The organism is Aureimonas phyllosphaerae (assembly GCF_900113065.1).
In the GTDB taxonomy this organism is placed as follows: Bacteria; Pseudomonadota; Alphaproteobacteria; order Rhizobiales; family Rhizobiaceae; genus Aureimonas; species Aureimonas phyllosphaerae.
On the sequence record NZ_FOOA01000026.1, the window covers coordinates 1 to 19642 of the forward strand.

The 19642-nt window shown below is 63.5% G+C and carries 20 protein-coding genes; 13 read left to right on the top strand and 7 right to left on the bottom strand.

Features of this window, described 5'->3' with window-relative positions:
* The 4 genes from BM175_RS23005 to BM175_RS19955 form a co-directional block, all read left to right on the top strand.
* Positions 1-195 (top strand): hypothetical protein (locus tag BM175_RS23005; protein ID WP_210185811.1); only part of this gene is annotated, 195 nt, incomplete at its 5' end.
* A complete protein-coding gene (locus BM175_RS19945; protein ID WP_090966234.1) occupies positions 161-1567 on the top strand; it encodes a reverse transcriptase domain-containing protein in 1407 nt (468 codons plus the stop codon). The genes BM175_RS23005 and BM175_RS19945, both read left to right, overlap by 35 nt.
* A 226-nt stretch (positions 1568-1793) precedes the next feature.
* A complete protein-coding gene (locus tag BM175_RS19950; RefSeq protein ID WP_090966302.1) occupies positions 1794-2471 on the top strand; it encodes an Abi family protein in 678 nt (225 codons plus the stop codon).
* A gap of 136 nt (positions 2472-2607) precedes the next feature.
* Positions 2608-2817, top strand: coding sequence for a hypothetical protein (locus tag BM175_RS19955; protein WP_090966236.1), 210 nt, complete (start codon positions 2608-2610; stop codon positions 2815-2817).
* Between the two features lie 408 nt (positions 2818-3225).
* Here BM175_RS19955 and BM175_RS19960 read toward each other — a convergent pair whose 3' ends face one another.
* Positions 3226-4353, bottom strand: coding sequence for a DUF4062 domain-containing protein (locus tag BM175_RS19960; protein ID WP_090966238.1), 1128 nt, complete (start codon positions 4351-4353; stop codon positions 3226-3228).
* Between the two features lie 255 nt (positions 4354-4608).
* Here BM175_RS19960 and parA point away from each other — a divergent pair, with 255 nt between their 5' ends.
* The 3 genes from parA (at position 4609) to BM175_RS19975 (ending at position 6768) form a co-directional block, all read left to right on the top strand.
* The gene (parA, locus tag BM175_RS19965; RefSeq protein WP_090966239.1) at positions 4609-5262 is read left to right on the top strand and encodes a ParA family partition ATPase; all 654 of its coding nucleotides are present in this window, start codon (positions 4609-4611) and stop codon (positions 5260-5262) included.
* Entirely contained in the window at positions 5259-5555 is a 297-nt protein-coding gene (locus BM175_RS19970) for a hypothetical protein (RefSeq protein WP_090966241.1), read from the top strand. The genes parA and BM175_RS19970 overlap by 4 nt, the downstream gene beginning before the upstream one ends.
* A gap of 142 nt (positions 5556-5697) precedes the next feature.
* Positions 5698-6768 (top strand): replication protein RepA, encoded by a 1071-nt coding sequence (locus BM175_RS19975; RefSeq protein ID WP_090966243.1) that lies wholly within the window; start codon positions 5698-5700, stop codon positions 6766-6768.
* A gap of 680 nt (positions 6769-7448) precedes the next feature.
* On the opposite strand, the gene BM175_RS19980 is transcribed toward BM175_RS19975, so the two are convergent.
* Complete coding sequence (locus BM175_RS19980) at positions 7449-8438, bottom strand: M48 family metalloprotease (RefSeq protein WP_090966245.1); 990 nt, start codon at positions 8436-8438, stop codon at positions 7449-7451.
* Between the two features lie 34 nt (positions 8439-8472).
* Positions 8473-10188, bottom strand: a complete 1716-nt coding sequence (locus BM175_RS19985) for a type IV secretory system conjugative DNA transfer family protein (protein WP_175526936.1) — start codon at positions 10186-10188, stop codon at positions 8473-8475.
* Positions 10189-10491: 303 nt separating this feature from the next.
* On the opposite strand from BM175_RS19985, the gene BM175_RS19990 reads away from it, so the two are divergent.
* The 3 genes from BM175_RS19990 to BM175_RS20000 are packed head-to-tail and all read left to right on the top strand — an operon-like array spanning position 10492 to position 12866.
* Positions 10492-11991, top strand: a complete 1500-nt coding sequence (locus BM175_RS19990; RefSeq protein WP_090966249.1) for a MobA/MobL family protein — start codon at positions 10492-10494, stop codon at positions 11989-11991.
* 60 nt (positions 11992-12051) lie between these two features.
* A complete protein-coding gene (locus tag BM175_RS19995; RefSeq protein WP_090966251.1) occupies positions 12052-12369 on the top strand; it encodes a hypothetical protein in 318 nt (105 codons plus the stop codon).
* Between the two features lie 14 nt (positions 12370-12383).
* Entirely contained in the window at positions 12384-12866 is a 483-nt protein-coding gene (locus BM175_RS20000; protein WP_090966253.1) for a hypothetical protein, read from the top strand.
* 7 nt (positions 12867-12873) lie between these two features.
* On the opposite strand, the gene BM175_RS20005 is transcribed toward BM175_RS20000, so the two are convergent.
* The 3 genes from BM175_RS20005 to BM175_RS20015 form a co-directional block, all read right to left on the bottom strand.
* Positions 12874-13215, bottom strand: coding sequence for a hypothetical protein (locus BM175_RS20005; RefSeq protein ID WP_090966256.1), 342 nt, complete (start codon positions 13213-13215; stop codon positions 12874-12876).
* Positions 13212-14102: a phage integrase N-terminal domain-containing protein gene (locus BM175_RS20010; protein ID WP_090966258.1), complete on the bottom strand. Its 891-nt coding sequence runs from the start codon at positions 14100-14102 to the stop codon at positions 13212-13214. The genes BM175_RS20005 and BM175_RS20010 overlap by 4 nt, the downstream gene beginning before the upstream one ends.
* Before the next feature lie 852 nt (positions 14103-14954).
* On the bottom strand, positions 14955-15578 hold the full coding sequence (locus tag BM175_RS20015) for an ATP-dependent Clp protease proteolytic subunit (protein WP_090966260.1): 624 nt from the start codon (positions 15576-15578) through the stop codon (positions 14955-14957).
* A 338-nt stretch (positions 15579-15916) separates the two neighbouring features.
* Here BM175_RS20015 and BM175_RS20020 point away from each other — a divergent pair, with 338 nt between their 5' ends.
* The gene (locus tag BM175_RS20020) at positions 15917-16864 is read left to right on the top strand and encodes an SMP-30/gluconolactonase/LRE family protein (RefSeq protein ID WP_175526937.1); all 948 of its coding nucleotides are present in this window, start codon (positions 15917-15919) and stop codon (positions 16862-16864) included.
* Between the two features lie 150 nt (positions 16865-17014).
* Here the strand turns inward: BM175_RS20020 and BM175_RS20025 are convergent, their stop codons facing one another.
* Positions 17015-17461 (bottom strand): winged helix-turn-helix transcriptional regulator, encoded by a 447-nt coding sequence (locus BM175_RS20025; RefSeq protein ID WP_090966263.1) that lies wholly within the window; start codon positions 17459-17461, stop codon positions 17015-17017.
* Positions 17462-17631: 170 nt separating this feature from the next.
* Between BM175_RS20025 and BM175_RS20030 the strand changes: the two genes are divergently transcribed.
* Both BM175_RS20030 and BM175_RS20035 read left to right on the top strand, forming a co-directional pair.
* Positions 17632-18651 (top strand): zinc-dependent alcohol dehydrogenase family protein, encoded by a 1020-nt coding sequence (locus BM175_RS20030; protein WP_090966304.1) that lies wholly within the window; start codon positions 17632-17634, stop codon positions 18649-18651.
* Positions 18648-19628 carry an LLM class flavin-dependent oxidoreductase gene (locus BM175_RS20035; RefSeq protein ID WP_090966265.1) on the top strand — a complete coding sequence of 327 codons (981 nt, stop codon included), beginning with the start codon at positions 18648-18650 and terminating at the stop codon, positions 19626-19628. Before BM175_RS20030 ends, BM175_RS20035 begins: the two co-directional genes overlap by 4 nt.
* Positions 19629-19642: the final 14 nt, after the last annotated feature.

Below are 19642 nucleotides of genomic sequence, written 5' to 3' on the forward strand. Positions count from 1 at the left end.
AGCGCGTTCGAGGTGGAGTGCGGCGGCGAGGCGGTGGCGCAGGTCACGGTCTCCGCTGCGCAGAATGGGCGGCAACGTACCTCTGCAGTGGTCAGCGCCTGTCGGACGGGTGGGCTTACAAACAGGACCCTAAGGACATTTGAAATCGCCATCGCCACTTATGAAGCGCGTGCAGAGCAAGGCGACTCTGCATAAAGCGTGGCGTGTCATTCAAGAAAATGCCCAGACATCCACCTCGCTCGATGTGCGCGAGGAGGTCGATAAGTTTGCGGCCGATCCCCAAAAGAACATCAATCAGCTGAGCGGTCAGCTGTCCGCCGGCAGCTTCCGATTTCCTGAAGCCAAGGGCATTCCGGTCGCCAAAAAGAACGCGGATGGCACCAAAAGCGCTAAATTTCGCCCCTTGGTGCTGGCGTCTCTACGCTCACGCATCGTCCAGCGTGCCGTGCTCGAAGCGCTGGATACGGTTTCCGGTCTAAAGCCGTACTTCCATAATCCTCACAGCTTTGGTGGCATTCAGAAGCAGAAGGATGGTTTGGCAGCAGTGCCTGCAGCGGTCCAGGCGGTGCTGACCGCGATCGGCAACGGTGCCACCCATGTGGCTTTTGCCGATATCCGGGCCTTCTTCACGAAGATCCCCAAACCGCACGTGACCGAGATCATTGCGACGGTCACAGGCGATCCGGAGTTCATGGCGCTGTTCGCTGACGCCATCAAACTCGAGTTGTCGAACATGGCCGAGCTGAAGGAGAAGGCGCAAGCCTTCCCGATCGAGTCCATCGGCGTGGCGCAAGGCAACTCCCTGTCACCCCTGTTGGGCAATATCCTGCTGCACGATTTCGACCGGCAGATGAACGAAGGCGATTGCGTCTGCATTCGCTACATCGATGATTTCATCATTCTGGCGCCGTCCGCTGCGGCTGCAAAAGCTCGCATGAAGCTGGCAATCGGCATCTTGGCCAAGTTCGGCATGACGCTGTCCGAGGAGAAATCGACAACCGAGCCCCTGCGTGTGTCCGATCAGTTCGACTGGCTAGGGATCGAGTTCAATAACGGCCTGCTCCGCCCGTCTAAAAAGGCCATCTCCAAGCTCGAGCTGAACGTCCAGAAGCGTTTCAATGAGAGCGCAAAGGGCATGCGGGAGACCAAACCCGGAGGGCCTATTGCCCGGAAACATTCCTTGGTTGCAACTCTGAACCGGACTGACAGCATCATCCGAGGCTGGGGCAAACACTATCGGTTCTGTAACGACGAGGCCCTGTTTGCACGGATTGATGCGAAGATGGCCCGGCTGGTTGGGGCCTTCCTGGGCGAGTACCGCGATATCAAAAACCGCCGAGACGCGAAGGATGCAGCCTCACTGTTGGGCATTGACGAGCTAGCACGTCAGAAGCGCCAACCTCTGATATGGCCGTCCCAGGGTAAGAAGCCGCAGGCTGGCTATACCCTGCCCTCCGCTTCGATCACCGCAGCACCACTGCCCATCACGGGCGCTATCTGGGACGAGATCATTGCCGAGGCATTGACCGCCGATGTAGCGGACCCAGATGCCCCCCGTTGGGAATAGGACCACCTACCCGGACGATGACCCCTCAGATCCCTGGAACCATGGTTCTGTGTTCCCATGGGAGCATAACCATGACCTCACCTAGGAAGGTGCCTATGACGGGAAAGGCTGAAAGGGGGGTGTAGAAACAAACATGCCCCGGAGGTATGCAGAGCAGGGACCATCCGGGGCTTACACATGCTATATGGGGACAGGCCCCACCAAAAAGCAAGTGAAACCTGACATAGTGCCCACCTTCGTTGATGCCCTCTCCTCCGACCGGTTCCACACCTACCAGCAGTGGGCCCAGGGCGACGACGTACTGGCCCGGCGCCTCTACACCTTCAATGTTCAGCTCAGCGCCGCCCTTTATGGCCCCCTGCATATGTTCGAAGTGGCCCTGCGCAACGTCACCGACAGGAAGATGGTCGCGGACCATGGCCCCGACTGGCTGGATGACCAAGCCCTAATGACACCCTATGGAATAGGCCAGGTGCAGAAGGCTAGGGACACCCTCAACCGGCAGCGCAAGGCGGGCACCCATGCCCAGCTGGTGGCAGAGCTTAACTTGGGCTTCTGGATCGGGCTCTACAGCCGCCAGTCCCAGCACCTATGGCATGGCCTCCGTCCTGTCTTTCAGGCTCGAGGCATCCAGCGCCCTGCCCTTCATGGTCAGCTCGACGCACTGCGAAGCCTTCGCAACCGCATTGCCCATTACGAGCCAATTATCCACCTTCCCCTCGCCCAGCTCTACGGCAATCTCACGAGCATCACCGGCTGGCTGTCCCCCTCGGCTGCTGCCTGGACTCAGGCCACGTCCACCTGGGCCGCCATTTACCCCGGCGTACCCATCCTTGTGCCGGTGCCTGGCAGCAAGGCGCTTCAGCTGGACGCCCAAGCTATCCCTACCCTTCCAACCATTTAGCGCAGCATTCTAAAATCGCTGGATCCCGCAAATTATACCTGATCGACATAGCCTTCGTCTTGGCAGCTACGCGGACGTCCCATAACTACAGCATATCGGCACGAGCTTCCGATACGCGATCATAAGGGACCAACTCATGACCGATGAGCGTGACTACCACCGCGACATCTTCGATCAGACGATGCAAATGATCCAGAGAGGCGAAGAGTTGGCGGATACACTAACCAAAGCGCCGCCCAGCGACATGCGCGATCGGCTGCTCGCCTCAACACAGAAGCATTTGGTCCAGCTCAAATCTGAAGCTGAAGAGCTTGAAGCACTTGGCTGGGATAGCGGGAACGCATGAAACCATACGATCAGGCCTTCGGGCCTGCTCTTATGCCGTAGGCGTCCGCTTTTCGTTGGTCGTTCGTGCGGCCTATGATAAGTTCCAGACGTGAAAAATCCCATCTCGAGCCCGCACCACATCATCAGGCATCGAGCTAAAAGCGGCTGCTTCGTGCTGCCTCAGGTCATGGGTGAAATGATCAGTGCTGTCGAGGGAATGTCCCTGACGCCGCGCATGCGCACGGCCGTTAAGGCAGCCCGCGGGCGTTCCCTTACATCGGAACAACGGCGTGACCTGATCAAAAAGACCCTACGCCAGAAGTAGATCCTCATCGCGTGGACGGTGGGGGCTGCTTGTGCCTATATTCTTGCTCGCCGTATCTACGGCGATACGGCGATACGGCGGACCGCATTTGCGGCGTTCCGGTCAGCCGCGGTCTTTCCATATCCGGCGCAGCGTCACCACAAGGTCATCGACCATATGTCCCTGATCCAAGCTCAAAGCCGCCCGCGGCTTGGCCGCCGGGGACAGGATCGCCGGCACTTTATCCTGCCCATAGCCTCCCAGGCCCATGGGGTAGCTATTGGGGCTTTGATCCTGCTCAGCCTGCGTACGCCAGACCACGTGTTCGGTCTCAGCCAGGGTAACCGCTGGAACTAGGTGTGTCAGCCGCTGGGTGCTGTCGATACGCTCAAGCACCTGCACCGCGAAGGCCATGGCGCCGGCAAGCGTTGTGCGCACGTTTTCTTCAATGACGACCATACCGTGCGGACCTTCGGCCAACGGTAGATGGAACAGCATGTCGCCGGTCGGCGACACGCGAAAGCGGGCGAAGCCATCCCCTTGTGTCAGCACAAGCGCATCACCCTCGAGGGCGTGTTCCGTCCCGCGTTTGCGATCGAAGATGCGAGCGCGGCCGAACAGGCTTTCTTGCGTAAGGTTGTCGATCAGCTCCGGGTTTTCGACCTCAGCTGGCCGCAGAATGGTCTGTCTGGGACCGAAGGCCAACGACACCACCAGGGGTTTGCCCTGCCCGCGGTGATAACTGCTGTAGCCGTTGCGTTTGACAGGCAGCTGGGCCAGCGCGCGGGCCTGCAACTCGGCTTCGTCCATCGGCCTGGCGGCATTGGCCAACTGCCACTCATGGATGGCTCGCGTCACCAGAGCGCGCAGTTCGTCCGGGGTCTTGAAGGCGCCCCGGAACAGGCCCCCTTCCCACCCCTGCACCTCGTCAATGAATGCCTTCTGTTCAGGCTCGGGCGTCACGCCCTGCTGGACAAAGGCCGCCACCGGAATACGGCCGCGCGCCTCGCGGTATTCCTCATGGGTGGGTGAGATGCCTGACCGCCCAGCGTAGCCGTAGCGTTCCCCCATCACCAGAAGCACCAAGGCGGCCTGCCTCAAGCCTGCTAGACAGGCCACCTGTGGCGAATTGGGCTGCGGCGGAAAATCCTCGGCCATAACCGGCTCGTGGCCGAGTTGAACAACGGCTTCACGCGCCGCCGCACGGAATGGCTCGAACCCGCCGATCAGGGAGCTGATGAAGATCTTCATGGGAGGAAACGCACCCGTACCGGTAGAACTATCGTTGGCCAAAAACGCAGGCATTCATGTTCTGTTCCGGTAGCTTCTTGCCGTATCCACGGCGCGCCGTAACGCCGTATTTGGCTCAAATTCGCTGTGGCGGCGCTGCCGCAGGGCTTTCGTTCATATTGGCGCAAGGGATTGCCGGCACCTTAAAGCCGTATCACCGTAAAACCATGATCGCCGCATTTACGGCGCACCGCAGAACCGTAAGAAAGGCCAGCCATGATCATCGGCGTGCTCAACCAGAAGGGCGGGGTCGGCAAAACGACCCTCAGCCTCAATCTCGCGGCAGCCTATGCCACGTCCGGATATCGCGTCCTGCTGGTCGATGCCGACCCGCAGGGCAGCAGCCTGCGCTGGTCGAGCGCCCGCGCCGAGGACGTGAAGCCGCTGTTCCCGGTGGTCGGCATGGCCAAGCCATCGATCAGACGTGAGCTGCCCGAGCTGGCCAAGGACTATGACGTGGTGGTGATCGACGGGGCCCCGCGGGTCACCGACTTGGGCCGCGCTGCGATCATGGCGAGCGACGTGATCCTGATGCCGGTGCAGCCGTCGCCTTTCGATATCTGGGCGACCGAGGACACCGTGCAGCTGATCCGCGAGGCGCAGCAGTTCAAGCCAAGCCTGAAAGCCGCTTTTGCGATTAACCGCAAAATCGCAAATACGGCGATTGGGCGTGATGTGGTGGATGCCTTCACCGAAGCGGCGTTCCCCGTGCTTGACAGCCAGGTCTGCCAGCGCGTGGTCTACGCCGAAAGCGCCGTCCAGGGCCTGAGCGTGGTGGAGGCGGCACCGACCAGCGAGGCCGCCCGAGAGATCAAGGCGCTGGCCGAGAGCGTGATCAAGTTCAACAAACCGGAAAGGAAGGCGGCATGAGCAAGAAGGTCGCGTTCAGTCGTATCAGCAGCACGCCACCGGCGACCGCCGATGAGTGGATCGCCCAGGGCGCCGAAAGCGAGGGCAGGGCCCTTCACGTGGTCCCGGATACGCCCAAGGCCGACGAGCCGCAGGCTGAGGCTGCCAAGGAAGCCCCGCGCAAAATGGTGCGCTTCACCCTCGACGTCGATGCCGAGCTGCACCAGCGCATCAAGGTTGCCTGCGCCATGCGCGGCGAGAAGATGTCGGACGTGCTGCGCCGGGTCTTTGAAAAGGAATTCCCTGCCGCGTAAAGCCGTATTGCCGTGTGCACGGTGATACGCTTTTACGGCGATACGCCCACACAATCTCTCGCAAACTCGCTGCGCCGGTTTTCTGCTACCCAAACGGGCAGTCGAATTCCTATGCCGGCCGAATCAACGTAAAACTCTGCCTGTGAACCCGCCAAACGTCCGCGATCCCGATCTGCTCGAAAAGCTCGCTGAGGCTCAGACCTACAGCGCGCGCTACCGCGAGATTCAGGTCCGGAACATCGAGGGCATGCAGGCCGATCGCGACAAGCTCGCGGCCGAAGCCGAGGCCAAGAGGACGGCTCTGGCAGCGCTGCCGCGCGAAGCGCGCCGCCGCACGATCATCCGGGAAGTGATCGAGACCGAAGGTCCGTCACCCGACAATCTCCGGTTCCTGCCGACGCCGCTGGCCATCTGCGGCCTGCCTTACCGTCGCCTCCCGACCGAGCGGCGCGAGTTCGAGCGTCGCCAGGGTCGAATGTCGGTGGTGGTCTCGGCCGGTTGGCTGATGGACCCCAATGGGAACCGCATTCACCAGCCGATCCCCTGGGGGCCGAAAGCGCGCCTGATCATGGCGCACCTGTCAACCGAGGCTCTGCGCAACAACAGCCCTGTGGTCGAAACCGCCGACACCCTGACCGGCTTCATGCACGACATGGGTTTCACGGTCACGGGCGGGGAACGCGGTTCGCTGGCGCCGTTCAAGGAACAGTTGCGCGCCCTGGCCGCCTGCCGCATGGAATTTAGTGCCTGGGACGGCAGCCGGTCCGCCATGGTGGACGTCAAGCCGCTCGAGAAGGTTGAGCTGTGGTTTGGCGAAGATCCGGCCCAGCGCAGCCTGTGGCCGTCCAAGATCGAGTTCTCGCACCGGTATTTCGAGGAGCTGCAGAAGCACGCGCTGCCGATCGACAAACGCGCGCTCAAGGCATTTTCCGGATCGGCACGCCGGCTGGACCTGCTGTTCTGGATCACCTTCCGGATCACGCGGCTGAACGACCATTTCATTCTCGACTGGAAACCGCTCAAGGAGCAGTTCGGCGAGGGCTTTGCCCGCGACCGTGACTTCCGTGCGCACCTGGTCGAGGATCTGGCCAGCATCAAAGAGCTGTTCCCCAAGCTGCCGGTGAAGCTCACTGCCCGCGGCCTGGAAATGGACGCCGCCGACAGCACCGCGCTGGCGATCCCCAAACGCACCCTCGTCACCAAGAAAGCCTGAGAAAATCTAGGAAAACCTAGGTTTTGCAGTGGCATAGCCGCGCTGAATTGGTCGCGCCCGTTTTCGGCCGGGCATGCCGCTCGATGCCGGTTTTCGCTACGCAGAGTTGGTCGCGCCCCTGGCCGGAACTTTCAGAACGGAATCATGGGGTTAAAAATCAGCCACGCAGAGTTGGTCGCGCATCCACGCAGAGTTGGTCGCGCCCCGTGCCGTTTCCACGCAGAGTTGGTCGCGCCCGCACGCAGAGTTGGTCGCGCTTTCCACGCAGAGTTGGTCGCGCCCTCTATATAGAACAGAAAGGATTCAGAAACGTCTCACAGAAAGCTCTCTCAGAAACCCTATTCAGAATTTCAGAAAAAGCGCGTGCGCGATCAATTTTTTTGATGGAAGATTGAAAAGGGGAGGGGGCCGAAGCACTTGGCTCCGGTCCCTGGGCAGTAGGTCCATAAGCGGAGCACGACAGGATGGCCACAGGCAGCCCATGAGCGCGTTTTCCATCCCGTAACGCCTCATTGACCATACCGCAGCTGAAAACGCTTCCACGGGCCTCCTATTACGTTTGGCGGGGTCCTGCTTTTGCGGGGGGAGAGGCCAGAATGTCCGGCCCCTATAGCTGCCAAAATGCCGTACTTCGTTCCGCGCTGTTTTGCCAAAATCGGTTTGCCGCGCGGGACGTCCGTTCAGCTGTCCAGCCGGATGCCCGGTTCCAGCTGCCGCTCAACAGGCGCAGGAGGTACAAGCCCGTCCGGGGTCTCATCCGACAGGAGCGGCGGGGCTTCGATGTCCTGCGTCACCATCGCGCCTGCCAGCAGCGGGAGCAGACCAATGTGCGACCCGCTATTCAGCGCCGCGCAACGCTGCTCGAGGGTCGGGTGCGTGGACAGCATGGACGTGCCGGCCCGCCCGCGAAACATCACGCGCAGGTTGCGCTTTTCGTAATCGGTGAAGGTGTCCACGTTGTGGATCTTCTCGAGCGCGGAAATCATCGCCGCCGGGCTCGTCACCGCCGCCCCGATGGCGTCCGCCCAATACTCGCGAGACCGCGAGAGCCGCAGCACATAAAGCTCGGACGCCCAGGACAGCAGCCAGCGGGCGCCATGCTGCAAGTGGTACGAAAAGCCCAGATACCAGGTCAAAGCGTTCTGGAACGAGCGGGCATAGACCATCCGCCGCATGTCGTTGTTGGCGATGTGGCCGAGTTCATGGCCGATGATCGCACGCAGTTCGTCGCGTGAGAGGCTGTCGATCAGCGGCTGGCCGATCACCACCAGCGACTTGTCCGGCCGCGACCCCATCGCATAGGCGTTGCAGGCATCCATCACGCCGACCAACGGCCGCGCCGGCATCCCCAGCCGGTCAGCAACCGCGTAAACTTCCTGCGTCAGCGGATCGTCGGACGGTCGCAGCGTTAGCCAGCTGGCCGATTGGGCCGAGCCGAAGGACCGGCTGAGACCGACACGACCCCAGACGCTGCCCCAGAGCGGCACCAGCAGCCAGCCGCCGACGAGCCCAAAGCCCAAGACACCAAAACCAACGCCAGCCATGGGCAGCGACACCATGCCGGCCCAGATCAAGGCGACCCAGCTCCCAATCACCAGGCCCAGCCAGGTCCCGAAGGTGCCCTTCTGCAATCCGTCGTATTGGACGACGGGAGGATTCTGATCTGCCATGCCTGCCCCCTCTGTGTTTTGCGTGCCGTCGCCCTCAGACGTCCGATTGCCGCAGCGCCCCGGTCCGCGCCGTAAAAAACCCGCCCCAGCTCGGGTGCTGGTAGCCGTACATCTCGACGTCGGCCCACACGTTGTGCTCGCTGATGCGGACGTAGCCGCCCCGGTGATCCTCGCCCTTCCAGGGCGCCAGGTCGCGGGCGACTTCCTCCGGCGTGCGCAGCGGCCGTCCGGTGAACTGGATGGACTCGGTGGTCGAAGATCCGTAGTTGCCCTGGCCCTGATCCCAGCCGATCGGCGCGCCCAGGCTGCCGCTTTCGCTGGTCGAGCGGTAAGCCACCGTCCGGTTGCTCAGCTCGCGGGACAGCTCCTGCTGTGACAAGGATTCGTTGATCCCGAAAAACTGCCGGACCGCGGTGTCGAAGAACGTGCGCCAGGCGGTGCCGGGGTAGTTTTCCTGAATGCCGCTGAAATTCTGGATGAAGAACCAGAACCGCACACCCGCGCCGCCGTGCGAGTTGATGGCGGCCCGGTACGTCGGAAAGCCGCCGATCGCCAGAAACTCATCGAGCAGGAACAGCACGTGCCGCTCAGGGATGCGCCGGTTGGCGACCATGGCATCCAGGGCGTTCTGCAGGATCACCTGAAGCACTGGGGCGTACGGGCCCATCTGGTGGAACGGCACGTCGATGTAGACGGTGGCCACCTCGTCCTTCAGCGTCGTGAAATCGACGTCGCTGCCCGCCAGCATGGTCTGCACGCTGGGTGCGCGCCAAATCGCCAGTTCAGTCGCCAGGGTTTCCCGCAGGACGGCAAAGCCACTCAGTGGGTCGCGCGCATTGCGGCCCGACTTGCTCAGCACCGCTTCAGCCGCGGCCCGGACCGTGGGGTCGGCCCATTGGGACATCGGTACCAGCGTGTCGTCGTGAAACTCCTGCGGCGTGCCGCCCAATAACTCGAGCACGGCGACCATGGAGCGCAGCTGCGGATGGTCGAAGCGCTGCACGACATACAGGATCAGGCCGGTCAGAAACGCCACGGCATCGTCGTTGAAGAACTCCGGCGACTTCGGGTCCTTCGGCATGATCGCCTGCGCGAACGTGCGCGCCTCGATCTCGGACGTGATCCGGGTGAGGGGGTTAAACCCGTGCCGCAGCCAGTCGGCGGTGTCGGGGTTGGACCCATCGTCGAGGGGCGCCAGCCGGTAGACCTTGCCAAAGGTGCGGCGGTGCTTCGACGTCAGGGCATAAAGCTCGCCCTTCGGGTCGAGCACGATGCAGCTGCCCTGATAGCGCAGCAGGTTGGGAATGATCGCCGAATGGCCCTTGCCGGTACGGGTCGAAGCAACCGTCAGCAGGTGGCCGCCGCGGCCGTCCCAATGCAGCTGCCCGAGATCGCGGCCCTGGTCCCGGACCGTCCCCAGGATCAGCGAGGTGGGATGGTCTAGACCCTCCCGGCCACGGATCATCGGCGCGAGATCGGCCACCGGCGTAAAGCTGGCGGAACCATGCAGCGGGGGCGGGGAAGCCAGCAGGCGCTCACGCTCGGCCCGCTCGCGGGCCAGCCGGTCGGCACGCTCGAAGATCGGCCCGGGGTCACGGCGGTTGAGCACCGCCTTGTGGACCTGCTCGGCCACTTCCGCGCCGTAGACGGGGAGGGCGTCCTTGTAGGCCTGATTGGCCTTCCAACGCAGCAGAAGGCCGCCCGCCACCTTGACGCCGTCGATCAGCGTCCGGTCGAGATCCTTCGGCACCATCGGACCGCTGTTTTTGAAAATGTCACCCAGATCGGGTGCCCACTTCTTCGGATTGTATCCCACTGTCCGCCCCCACGGCTCCGTCGCGTCAAGGTTGCTGATCGGGGGATCTTCCGCAAGGGGAGGTGGCGGTCTGAAAAGACTGATCTAACAGCGCACTTACGCATTGGCCGGAAATTCTTCCGACGCGTACGCGTTCGCCAATGCGCGCTCGCTTTCGCCACAGATCTGTGGCCAGATCTGGCGAAAGCGGCGGTGCGCCAGGGAGACCCTGGACCCCATTCGTGCCGAGGAGAGGCCGTGGCCATCTTCCATCTGCATGTGAAGAACATCAGCCGGGGTGGCCGGGGCAGGGACGGTGCGCGCCCGCGCTCGGCGCTGGCGGCGGCGGCGTACCGGGCCGGGGAAAGCCTCTGGAACGAAGCCGAGGAAAAAGAGACCAAATTCGGCGGCCGACGGGACGTCGTGCATGCCGAGATCCGGGTGCCCGAGGGGGCGCCGGCCTGGATGCGTACGCGTGCCAGCCTCTGGAATGGCGCCGAGGCCGCCGAGAAGCGCAAAGACGCGCGCCTGGCCAAGGAGATCGAGTTTGCGCTGCCGCGCGAGCTGACGCGTGACACCTGGCTGCGGATCACCCGCGAAATCGCCGATGCGTACGTGTCGAAGGGTCTGGTGGTGGACCTGGCCATTCACGAGGACGGGCGCGGCCATAATCCGCATGCCCACCTAATGCTGACGACCCGTGAAATCACCCCGGATGGGTTCGGTCCCAAGCTCCGCTGGATGGACACGGACACGTTCGTCAACCAGGCGCGGGCGCAGTGGGAACGCATCGCCAATGCGTCCCTGGCGAGCGCTGGCCTGTCGCCCATCGACGCCCGCAGCCATGCCGTCCGGGATTTGCAGGAGCAGCCTGGTCAGCACCGGGGTCCCAATGCCGAGGAACGTCGCGACAACCGGGAGACCGCCGCCATGATGCGTACGCAAAGCATGCTGACGGACATGATCACGCGGCTGGATGACCGCCTGCACGCCTATGAGATCGACGCCGCCCTGGGCCGGCAGACCGACAAGCTGCGGGCTGAATTCGGCGAGCTGAAGCTCGAAATGCAGGCCCTCATGGACCAGCTGGTCGATACGCTGGTCGACGCGGGGATTTTGAAGCGGGACGCAGCGGCGGCCTATCTGGCCATGCAGCGGCGGGTCATGGATCATGAGGACTACACCCGCGCGCGCCAAAACGCGCTGGGGATCGAATTCTACAGTGGTGAGCCGCGCTATACGCCCACGCGCGCCGATCAGCGCACGCTTGAGGCGTACGAGCGCAGTGTGCAGCAGGAGGAATGGGACGCGCTGGACCGGTCGTATGCCGCCGAAGCGGGATATGGATCGCCCAGTACCGCGCCCAATGGGATCCCCGCAGGCGACCCGGTGCCGGACCCCGATGGCAATCCGATCTCCCCGTCGGAGCGGGACGAGGCCGAGGACAGGATGCTTGCGGATCAGCAGCGTCCGGTCCGCGACTTGCCAGCGGACAAGTTGCCGGACGGCGTGGAGCGCGAGGCCGCCCGGGCCGAGCTAGACCGTATCAATGCGGTCCCGGTGCCAGCCGCTCATGCGTACGGATACCGGTTGCCCAGTCCCGGTGAGCGTCTGTCGCTGGATCAGATCCGGGCCGCCGTAAAGGCGCCCCGGACCCATCCCGAGGAGGACCGGATCGTGGCGAGAACGGCATGGGACGATCCCGAACGCGCGCCACCGAACCCGGATGACGAGCGGGAGGACCGGCCGCGCGCCTGAGCGGTCCGGCGACCGCAGGAAACAGTTGCCGGTATTCAGATACCGTTTTAGATTTTCGGGGTGAACGACCTCGACCTCGACCTGCATTTCCACGCCAAAACCTGCTTCACTGACGAGGAGGTGGCGGCCATGCAGAAAGAGCTGCTGGACGTGGAGACCGAGCTGGTCGGCCTGCGTGCCAATGTTGCGCGGTGGCAGGGTTGGTGCGACCGTTGCCGCAACGAGCCGGAGCTGGATCGAACCGCCTGTGCGGAAGCCGCAGAATGGTTGAAGCTGGCGGAAGGCGATGTGGCAGCCAGCGAGAGGCTGCGGGATCTGCTCATCGACACCTTGCGCTGGCAGGCGGAAATCAACCGCCGGCGGGCGCCCGTCAACTAGCCAAGGAGGTTCGCATGCGCGAGCCCATGACACCGGATGATGCCCTGTTGGAGGCGTTGCGCGAAGGCCTAGACCGCATCGACAACCGGATGGTGAGCTACGAGAACGCCTTGATCCGGGGCCAGATGGCGCCGGACGCGTTCGTGTGGGTGTACCGGGATTGCATTGAGGACCGCGACCACGTCATCCGCAAAATCGCCCTGCACGAAGCGCGTGAGCCAGGTCGTGAACGGGCGCACGATGCACCGACACGTACGCAAGCAGAAGAGCGCACAGTTGACCGCCTCGTACGCGCATCCGACGCTGCCGGTCAGGACCGGGATCGGACGGCGCCATCGACGCAGGACACCCTGTCACCGGCTGATATCCGGGCGGCCGTCCGGCAAAGCCAGCAAAGTGAGCGTCCGTCGACCGCCGATCAGGACCTGCGTGCGCCCAATGAGCGCGACCGCACGCCGGATGACGACCGGGCATGGTCGGAGCGATCCAGGCGCTAGATGCGCGTCAGGACCGGTCCACGCTCAGGCGTCCGCCATCCCAGCGGATCAGCAGATCGTGCGCCGTGCCGCCGGTGCCTGGCGTGGTCGCCGGGATCACACGCGGCTGCCAGTCGTAATCCAGTTGCTCGTTGTCGAGCCAGGCCATCAGTCTGATCGCGGCCTGGGTGTGACGCAGGTTGACCGGACCAGGCGCCGCCAGCGTCCACTCGTGCAGGCCGCGACCCGCAGCCGTCGTCAGCGCCTGCTTGACCGCGAGCGCGGCAAACAGCGTCTCGGCCATGCCTTCCAGGGCTTCCTGTGTGGCGGCTGCCAGAATGGCCTTCATGGGCTGTTTGGGCGACTTCATCGCTTGGCCTTTCCGGCCCAGCGCCCGCCCAGATAAGCGTCGGTGACGTCGAGGCGGCCATGACCAAGTTCGGCACTGACCGCCATGCGGACCGCGTCGAGGCGGTCGCGCTCAGCCGCCGAAAGTCCGTCATGGCAGGGTCCCCCGGCCGCCGGCGCCAGCACGCCGCCCGACAGCGTGCGGTAGCGCCATTGGGCGTACCAATGCCTGAGACTGTGCTTGTTGGCGATGCCGGCCTTGAGGCTGGCGTGATCGAGCCGCTTGCGGAACTGGATGAAATCGAGGTGGTCGGGGATCAGGGAGCCCTCGCCGCAGACGCGGCGGACCTCCTCGAGCAGCGCCCGCTGGCTGGCGGTCACGACCGGTATGGTGCGAAACCGGCCGCCCTTGGTCCAGCTGGGACGAAGCGCCAGAAAGCCGCCCTTGTCCGCTTCGCTGACGATGAATTTGCAGCTTTCCTCGACCCGCAGACCGAACGCCCGCTGCAGGCGGATCGCCAGCTGCATGCGTGGATCCGGTACGGCCTTCCAGGCGTCGAGCGCGATCACGTTCGCCCGGTCGCCCTTGAAGGTGGTTTTGGTGGCAACGCCGAGATCAGCGCTTTCGCGCGGGATCAGTCCCGGCTTGTTGACCTTCATGGCCCACCACCGGAGCCAGGCCAGCCGGTTTTTGATGGTGCCGGGTTCGAGACCAGCCGCCTGCCATTCGCGGACCAGGCGGTTGACGTGCTTAGGCTTGAGCGATTGGGCGTCCGGCAGCCGGAAGCCGTAGCGGCGCAGCTCCTCGGCTAGCAGGCCCAGCCCCCGTGCGCGTTGCGCCTGGGTCATACGCGACCCGTCAGCGTTGTGCTGACACATGGTTTTCAGGCTGAAGGCGAGGGCGTCCACGCCGGGGTCTTTCGTTGGGTTGAAACTGGTAAGTGTTGATGGCCTGCCGGGGTCCCCTCAGGGAGCGTCGGCGCGTCCTTCTGGACGCAGGAGCCGGTCTACCGGGGGTCATGAGCCCCTTTTGATCGCCTGCCTCGCCTGCAATCGGACTCCGCGCGATCCTTGCGCGGCCGTCCTGTCATTACGGTCTCTGCGCGTGGTCGTGGGTGCGGTTCTCGTGGTCGCGTGCCTCTCGTGGGCTACCTCTGCCGTGCCCGTGGGGCCGTGCGGTTGGTCGGGATCCGGACTGTGCCGGTGCGGTTCTGATGCCTCATGGCTGTGTTCTCTCCTTGGGAAACGGGGGCGCCTGTCAGGGCTGATGTCCTCATCCGGGGTCGGTCCCGCGTGTTGGGAAACACCCGGGCATCACTCACATGACACGTGAGCTTAGCCGCCGCTGACAGCGGCGCCGGTGGCTTCGTTGTTCACCGTTTGCTGAGGGTTCTGGCCGAGTATGGCGCCCAGCCGATGGGACGTTCCCGCGTACGGCCGCCGCCGTCACTTCCCGGGTAACCCCGGAGAAGTGACGGCTGGCTGGCGCCTTCGCCGGTCTTGGCCTGCCGGCCACAGGGAGGCGGCCGCCTCCCTCGGACCCTCCGCCCGATCATGTCCGACGCAACCGGAGCCCCCATAGCGAAGGGCGCGGCGGACGGGCCGCAACGCTGGTCCGGACAGCGCCGGACGTACGTGGCATTGCGTTCGGGCCGAGCTGGACCCGGACCGGTCCTCCCTGCGCCTCGTGGCGGGCTTCGGTCCGGCCGGTCCTGCCGTAGACGTGATTCGCAACCGTTGATGGCTGCGGGGGTGTTGATATCACCGCCTGATGATGTGATCGGCCAAACCAAGGGTGATGGCTTCGTCCGGACTTGGGAACCAGTCGGAGCCATCCTCTATTTTCGCCTTCCAGAAATCGACGGTCTGACCGGTGAGGCGTGCAACCTCCTCAGCCAGGCACGTCAGGCGGGCCTCCATTTCTCGGGTGTACGTGCGCAGCTCCTTGAGCGACATGTTCTCAACATTGGCCGCCCGTGTCGGGACGCCGGCGCCATGCAGGATCAGCATGGACCCCTCGACAATGCTGCGATGTCCCGGCGTGCCTGCCGCCAGGATATAAACCGCCGCGCTGGCGATGTAGCCGGTCCCGATCGTCCGCACGGTTTTCCGGCAGGTCCGCATGGCCTGACAAATCGAAAGCGTCGCCGCGTTGGCGCCACCGGTCGATGATACATGTACGGTGATGGTCTCGATATCGTCCCGGGCATCCATCTCACGCAGGGTTGCCAAGAATGGCACGGTGTTCGGGCCTGTTACATCCCATTCCACATGGATGATACCGGACTCAAGATTGACATACGACATAGCCGCAATAGTAAACACGTAATGAAATATCGTAAACATACTTGCGATCAGCCGATCGTTGCATGACCTGACATACATGACATTGATCGTCAGATGTTCTGCCGCTGCGCATCATGTCTGCGGCCGCTTCGACGCGCCGAAGGTGCGGGGCATGCGCGTTCGGCCTTGGCTGGACCAGACCGGTCCTCCCTGCGCCTCGTAGCGGGCTTCGGTCCGACCGGTCCTGACCAAAGCTGCAGGGTCTCCCAAACCGCCTGTGCTAGAAAAACTGCTGCTCAAAATCCCCCTCAAGCCAGTCTTGCGCCGCATAACTTACCTTTTGGTATGTATAACACTAAAAGGTGGGTTCTTGCTGTGTCGACTAGCAACCGCTAATTTCGGTTTCAAACGAACCAATAGTGGAGATGAGGGTAATAATGCTTACAGGTCGCGAGCCCAATATACCGATATGGGAAAAGAGCCTTCCCACGATCGTCGCTGAAACATGGTTCACGGTCACGAAGGACCTGGCGCCCCTCGGCGGGGTCAAGGATCGGGTTATTCTCGAAGGGCCGAGGTTTGATAAGCAGGGCAACCTGATTTTCGTTGATTGCATGACCGGGCGTGTCCTGCGGCTTTCCCCGGACCGTGAATTGACCGCCGTTCTGACTGAAAACACCGCCGGAGCCGCGGGCCTCGATTTCGATGGGGACGGTCGCATTGTTGTCGCCGGTTTCACGACCATTCACAGCGGCGGCACGGTGTTCGCGATCAAGCCGGACGGCTCGGACAAGCAGATCATCATCGATCCCCAGGTCGGCCACGTCCCGGACGACCTCGTCTACGACCAGCATGGTGGCTTCTACTTCACCGACATGCAGGGCAACAACGCCAACCCCACGGGCGGGGTTTACTATGTCGCCCCGGATTTGAAGACGATCACGCCGATCCTTCCGAACCTGTCCCTGCCCAACGGGATCGGGCTCAGCCCGGATGAAAAGATCTTGTGGGCCACCGAGACCGGACGCGGGCTGCTTCACCGGATCGAACTCGCCGGACCGACGACGATCGCCGACTATGGATTGACGATCGCGTACAGGTTCACGGGCGCGAAGGTGGACTCGCTGCGCACGGACGCGAATGGCAACGTTTACGTCGCGCTTTATACCGAAGGGCGCCTGCTGGTGTTCGATTGGCGCGGTGTCCCGATCGCGCAGGTCTTGATCCCGGAACGGAAGCAGGGAGGGTTTCTCGGGACCACCAGTCTCGCGGTGCATCCCGACACCGGTGAAATCTTCATCACAACCAACGATGATATAGGCGGCACGGCCGCGATTTACCGCGCCGACGCGCTCAGCGCGAAGGTTCTCGGGACCGCAGCTTGATCGACCAGGTGCGATCGCACCTGGCCTGAGCGCCGACTCCTTTCCCCTGCGAAGAGAGCCTGCGCTCGGTTCGATGCCCATGGTCGGCATGCAGGCAAGAACTGGTTTGGGGGGAAATCTCCCAAGCCGGCTTGCCGATTGCCCCGGTTCTCACTTCGGCCGGGGTTCGAGCGTTTCCGTTGGAGGTGAAAGCTGCCGTCCCACAACGGCCCCGGTGGCGGCATCCACCTGCTGCGGCGTTCCCCCGCTCATCTCGCACTTGAGGAAGGCCCAGTTGATCAGCGACTCGATGGAGGGTCCGAGCGCGCGACCCAGCTCGGTCAGCGCATATTCCACCTTCGGCGGGACCTGCGGATAGACCGTCCGCGCCACGATCCCGTCCTTTTCCAGCTCCTTCAATTGCTGGATCAGCATCTTCTGGTTCACGCCCACGACCCTCTTTTCCAGCTCCGAGAAGCGCACCGGTGCCTTGGCTGCGAAGAGCTGGACGATGATGACGATCTTCCACTTCCCTTCCAGCACCCGCAGGGTTTCGCAGGTCGCCGTCGCCCAGAACAGCTGCTGTTCGGGATTCCCGTTTCGCCAATCTCTTTTCATCTAACTTACCTTTTGGTGTGTACCACACCAGAAGGTGTGTTCTTGCGCTGATTAATAGCTACCGCTAATTTTTGGTTCACGCAAATATTCGGTGAGACGCGCGCTCGGCCAACGATCCTGTTGGTTGCGGGAACGACACCGCCATGCCGATCAAAAGGAAGACTGAGACGATGAAGACTGTGCGGTGGACGTCCGGGGACAAGCCAGGCCTCGCGTTGCATGACGAGGCGATGCCGAACCCTGGCCCGCACGAGGTCGTGGTCAGGGTTCACGCGGCGTCCCTGAACTTCCGCGACCAGGCGATCCTCGACGGCGCGTATGGCGGTCCAACCAAGCCCAATGGCGTGCCTTTGTCGGACGGGGCCGGTGAAGTGATCGCGATCGGTCGCAGCGTCAGTCGCGCGAAGGTCGGCGACCGGGTGTCGGCATCCTGCTGCCAGCACTGGATCGGCGGCCCCAACCGTCCGGAGTATCATGCCGACAGTCTGGGCATGACGACCGACGGATGGCTGGCCGAGACCATTCTGCTGCACGAGAACGCCATCGTGCATCTGCCGGACTACATCTCCTACGCGGAGGCGGCGTCCCTGCCCTGTGCCGCCGTCACGGCCTGGACCGGTCTGAACCTGTCGTCGCCCCTGCAGGCAGGCGAGACGGTGCTGGTGCAGGGCACCGGCGGCGTGGCGCTGTTCTCGCTGCAGGTCGCCAAGATGTTCGGCGCGAAGGTCTATGCGATCACCTCGTCGGACGAGAAGGCTGAACGGCTCAAGGCGCTGGGCGCCGCGGCGGTCGTTAACTACCGGTCCCATCCCGCCTGGGACCAGGAGATCCTGACGCTCACGGATGGACGCGGCGTCGACAAGACCATCGACATCGCCGGCGAGAAGACCATCGTGCAGTCGGCCGCCGCGACCCGGAACGGGGGCGACATCTCGCTGGTCGGGTTCACCAGCGGCTTCGGCGGCGGTCTGCCGCCGATCGACATTCTTGCCAAGTCGCTCCACGTCGCCGGCACGTCGATCGGATCGCGAGCGACCTTCGAGGCGCTGTTGCGCGCCATGGCCCTGCACGAGATGCACCCCGTCCTCGATCAGGTTTTCCCGTTCGCGGACTACGAGGCCGCCTATCAGCGCCTCAAAAGCGGCAACCATGTCGGCAAGGTCGTCATCGAGGGGGTCCCCGCACGATGATACCCCTGTCCGTTCTGGAACTGGGACGCGTGCACCAGGGATCCGATCGCCGCACGGCGTTGGATGATGCCCGTGCGCTCGCCCAGCATGCCGAGCGGCTGGGTTTTCAACGTATCTGGGTCGCCGAGCATCACAACTCGCCGGCGGTCACCACGGCGGCGACGTCGGTCGTGGTGGCGCATATCGCGGGCGGTACCACGACGATCCGCGTCGGCGCTGGTGGCGTCATGCTGCCCAACCACGCTCCGTACGTCATCGCGGAACAGTTCGGCACGCTGGAAACGCTCTTTCCCGGCCGTATCGATCTGGGACTCGGGCGCGCCCCCGGCACCGACCAGATGGCCTTGCGGGCGCTGCGGCGGGATCCCGGCAACGCGGACAACTTCCCCCAGGACGTCCAGGAGCTGCAGGCGTTTCTCGCCCCCAAGGGCGAAGGGCAGCGGATCGAGGCGGTCCCAGGCTCAGGAACCAACGTGCCGTTGTGGATCCTGGGATCCAGTCTGTTCGGGGCACATCTCGCCGCCGCGCTTGGCCTGCCCTACGCCTTCGGCTCCCAGTTTTCCCCGCAGGCGCTGTATCAGGCGCTGGACGTCTACCGCGCCAATTTCCAGCCCTCGGAGCAGCTGCAGCAGCCCTACGCGATGATCGGGGTCAACGTGATCGCCGCAGACACGGACGCCGAGGCCCGCGTGCTGGCGACCTCCCAGCAGATGACCTTCGCCGACATGTTCCGGGGCATGCCGAGCCTGCTCAAGCCGCCCGTGGACGACATCGAGGCCTACTGGACGCCGCGGGAGAAGGCGCAAACCGAGCAGATGCTGAGCTGCAGCGTGGTGGGCAGCGCCGAGACGGTCCGCGCAGGGCTCGACCAGCTCGTCGCCGACACCAAGGCCGACGAGCTGATGATCGTCACCGACGTCTTCGACTTCGGCCAGCGCGTGCGCTCGCTCGAGATCACCGCCCAGGCGGCAACCTAACGAAAGACCCTCGC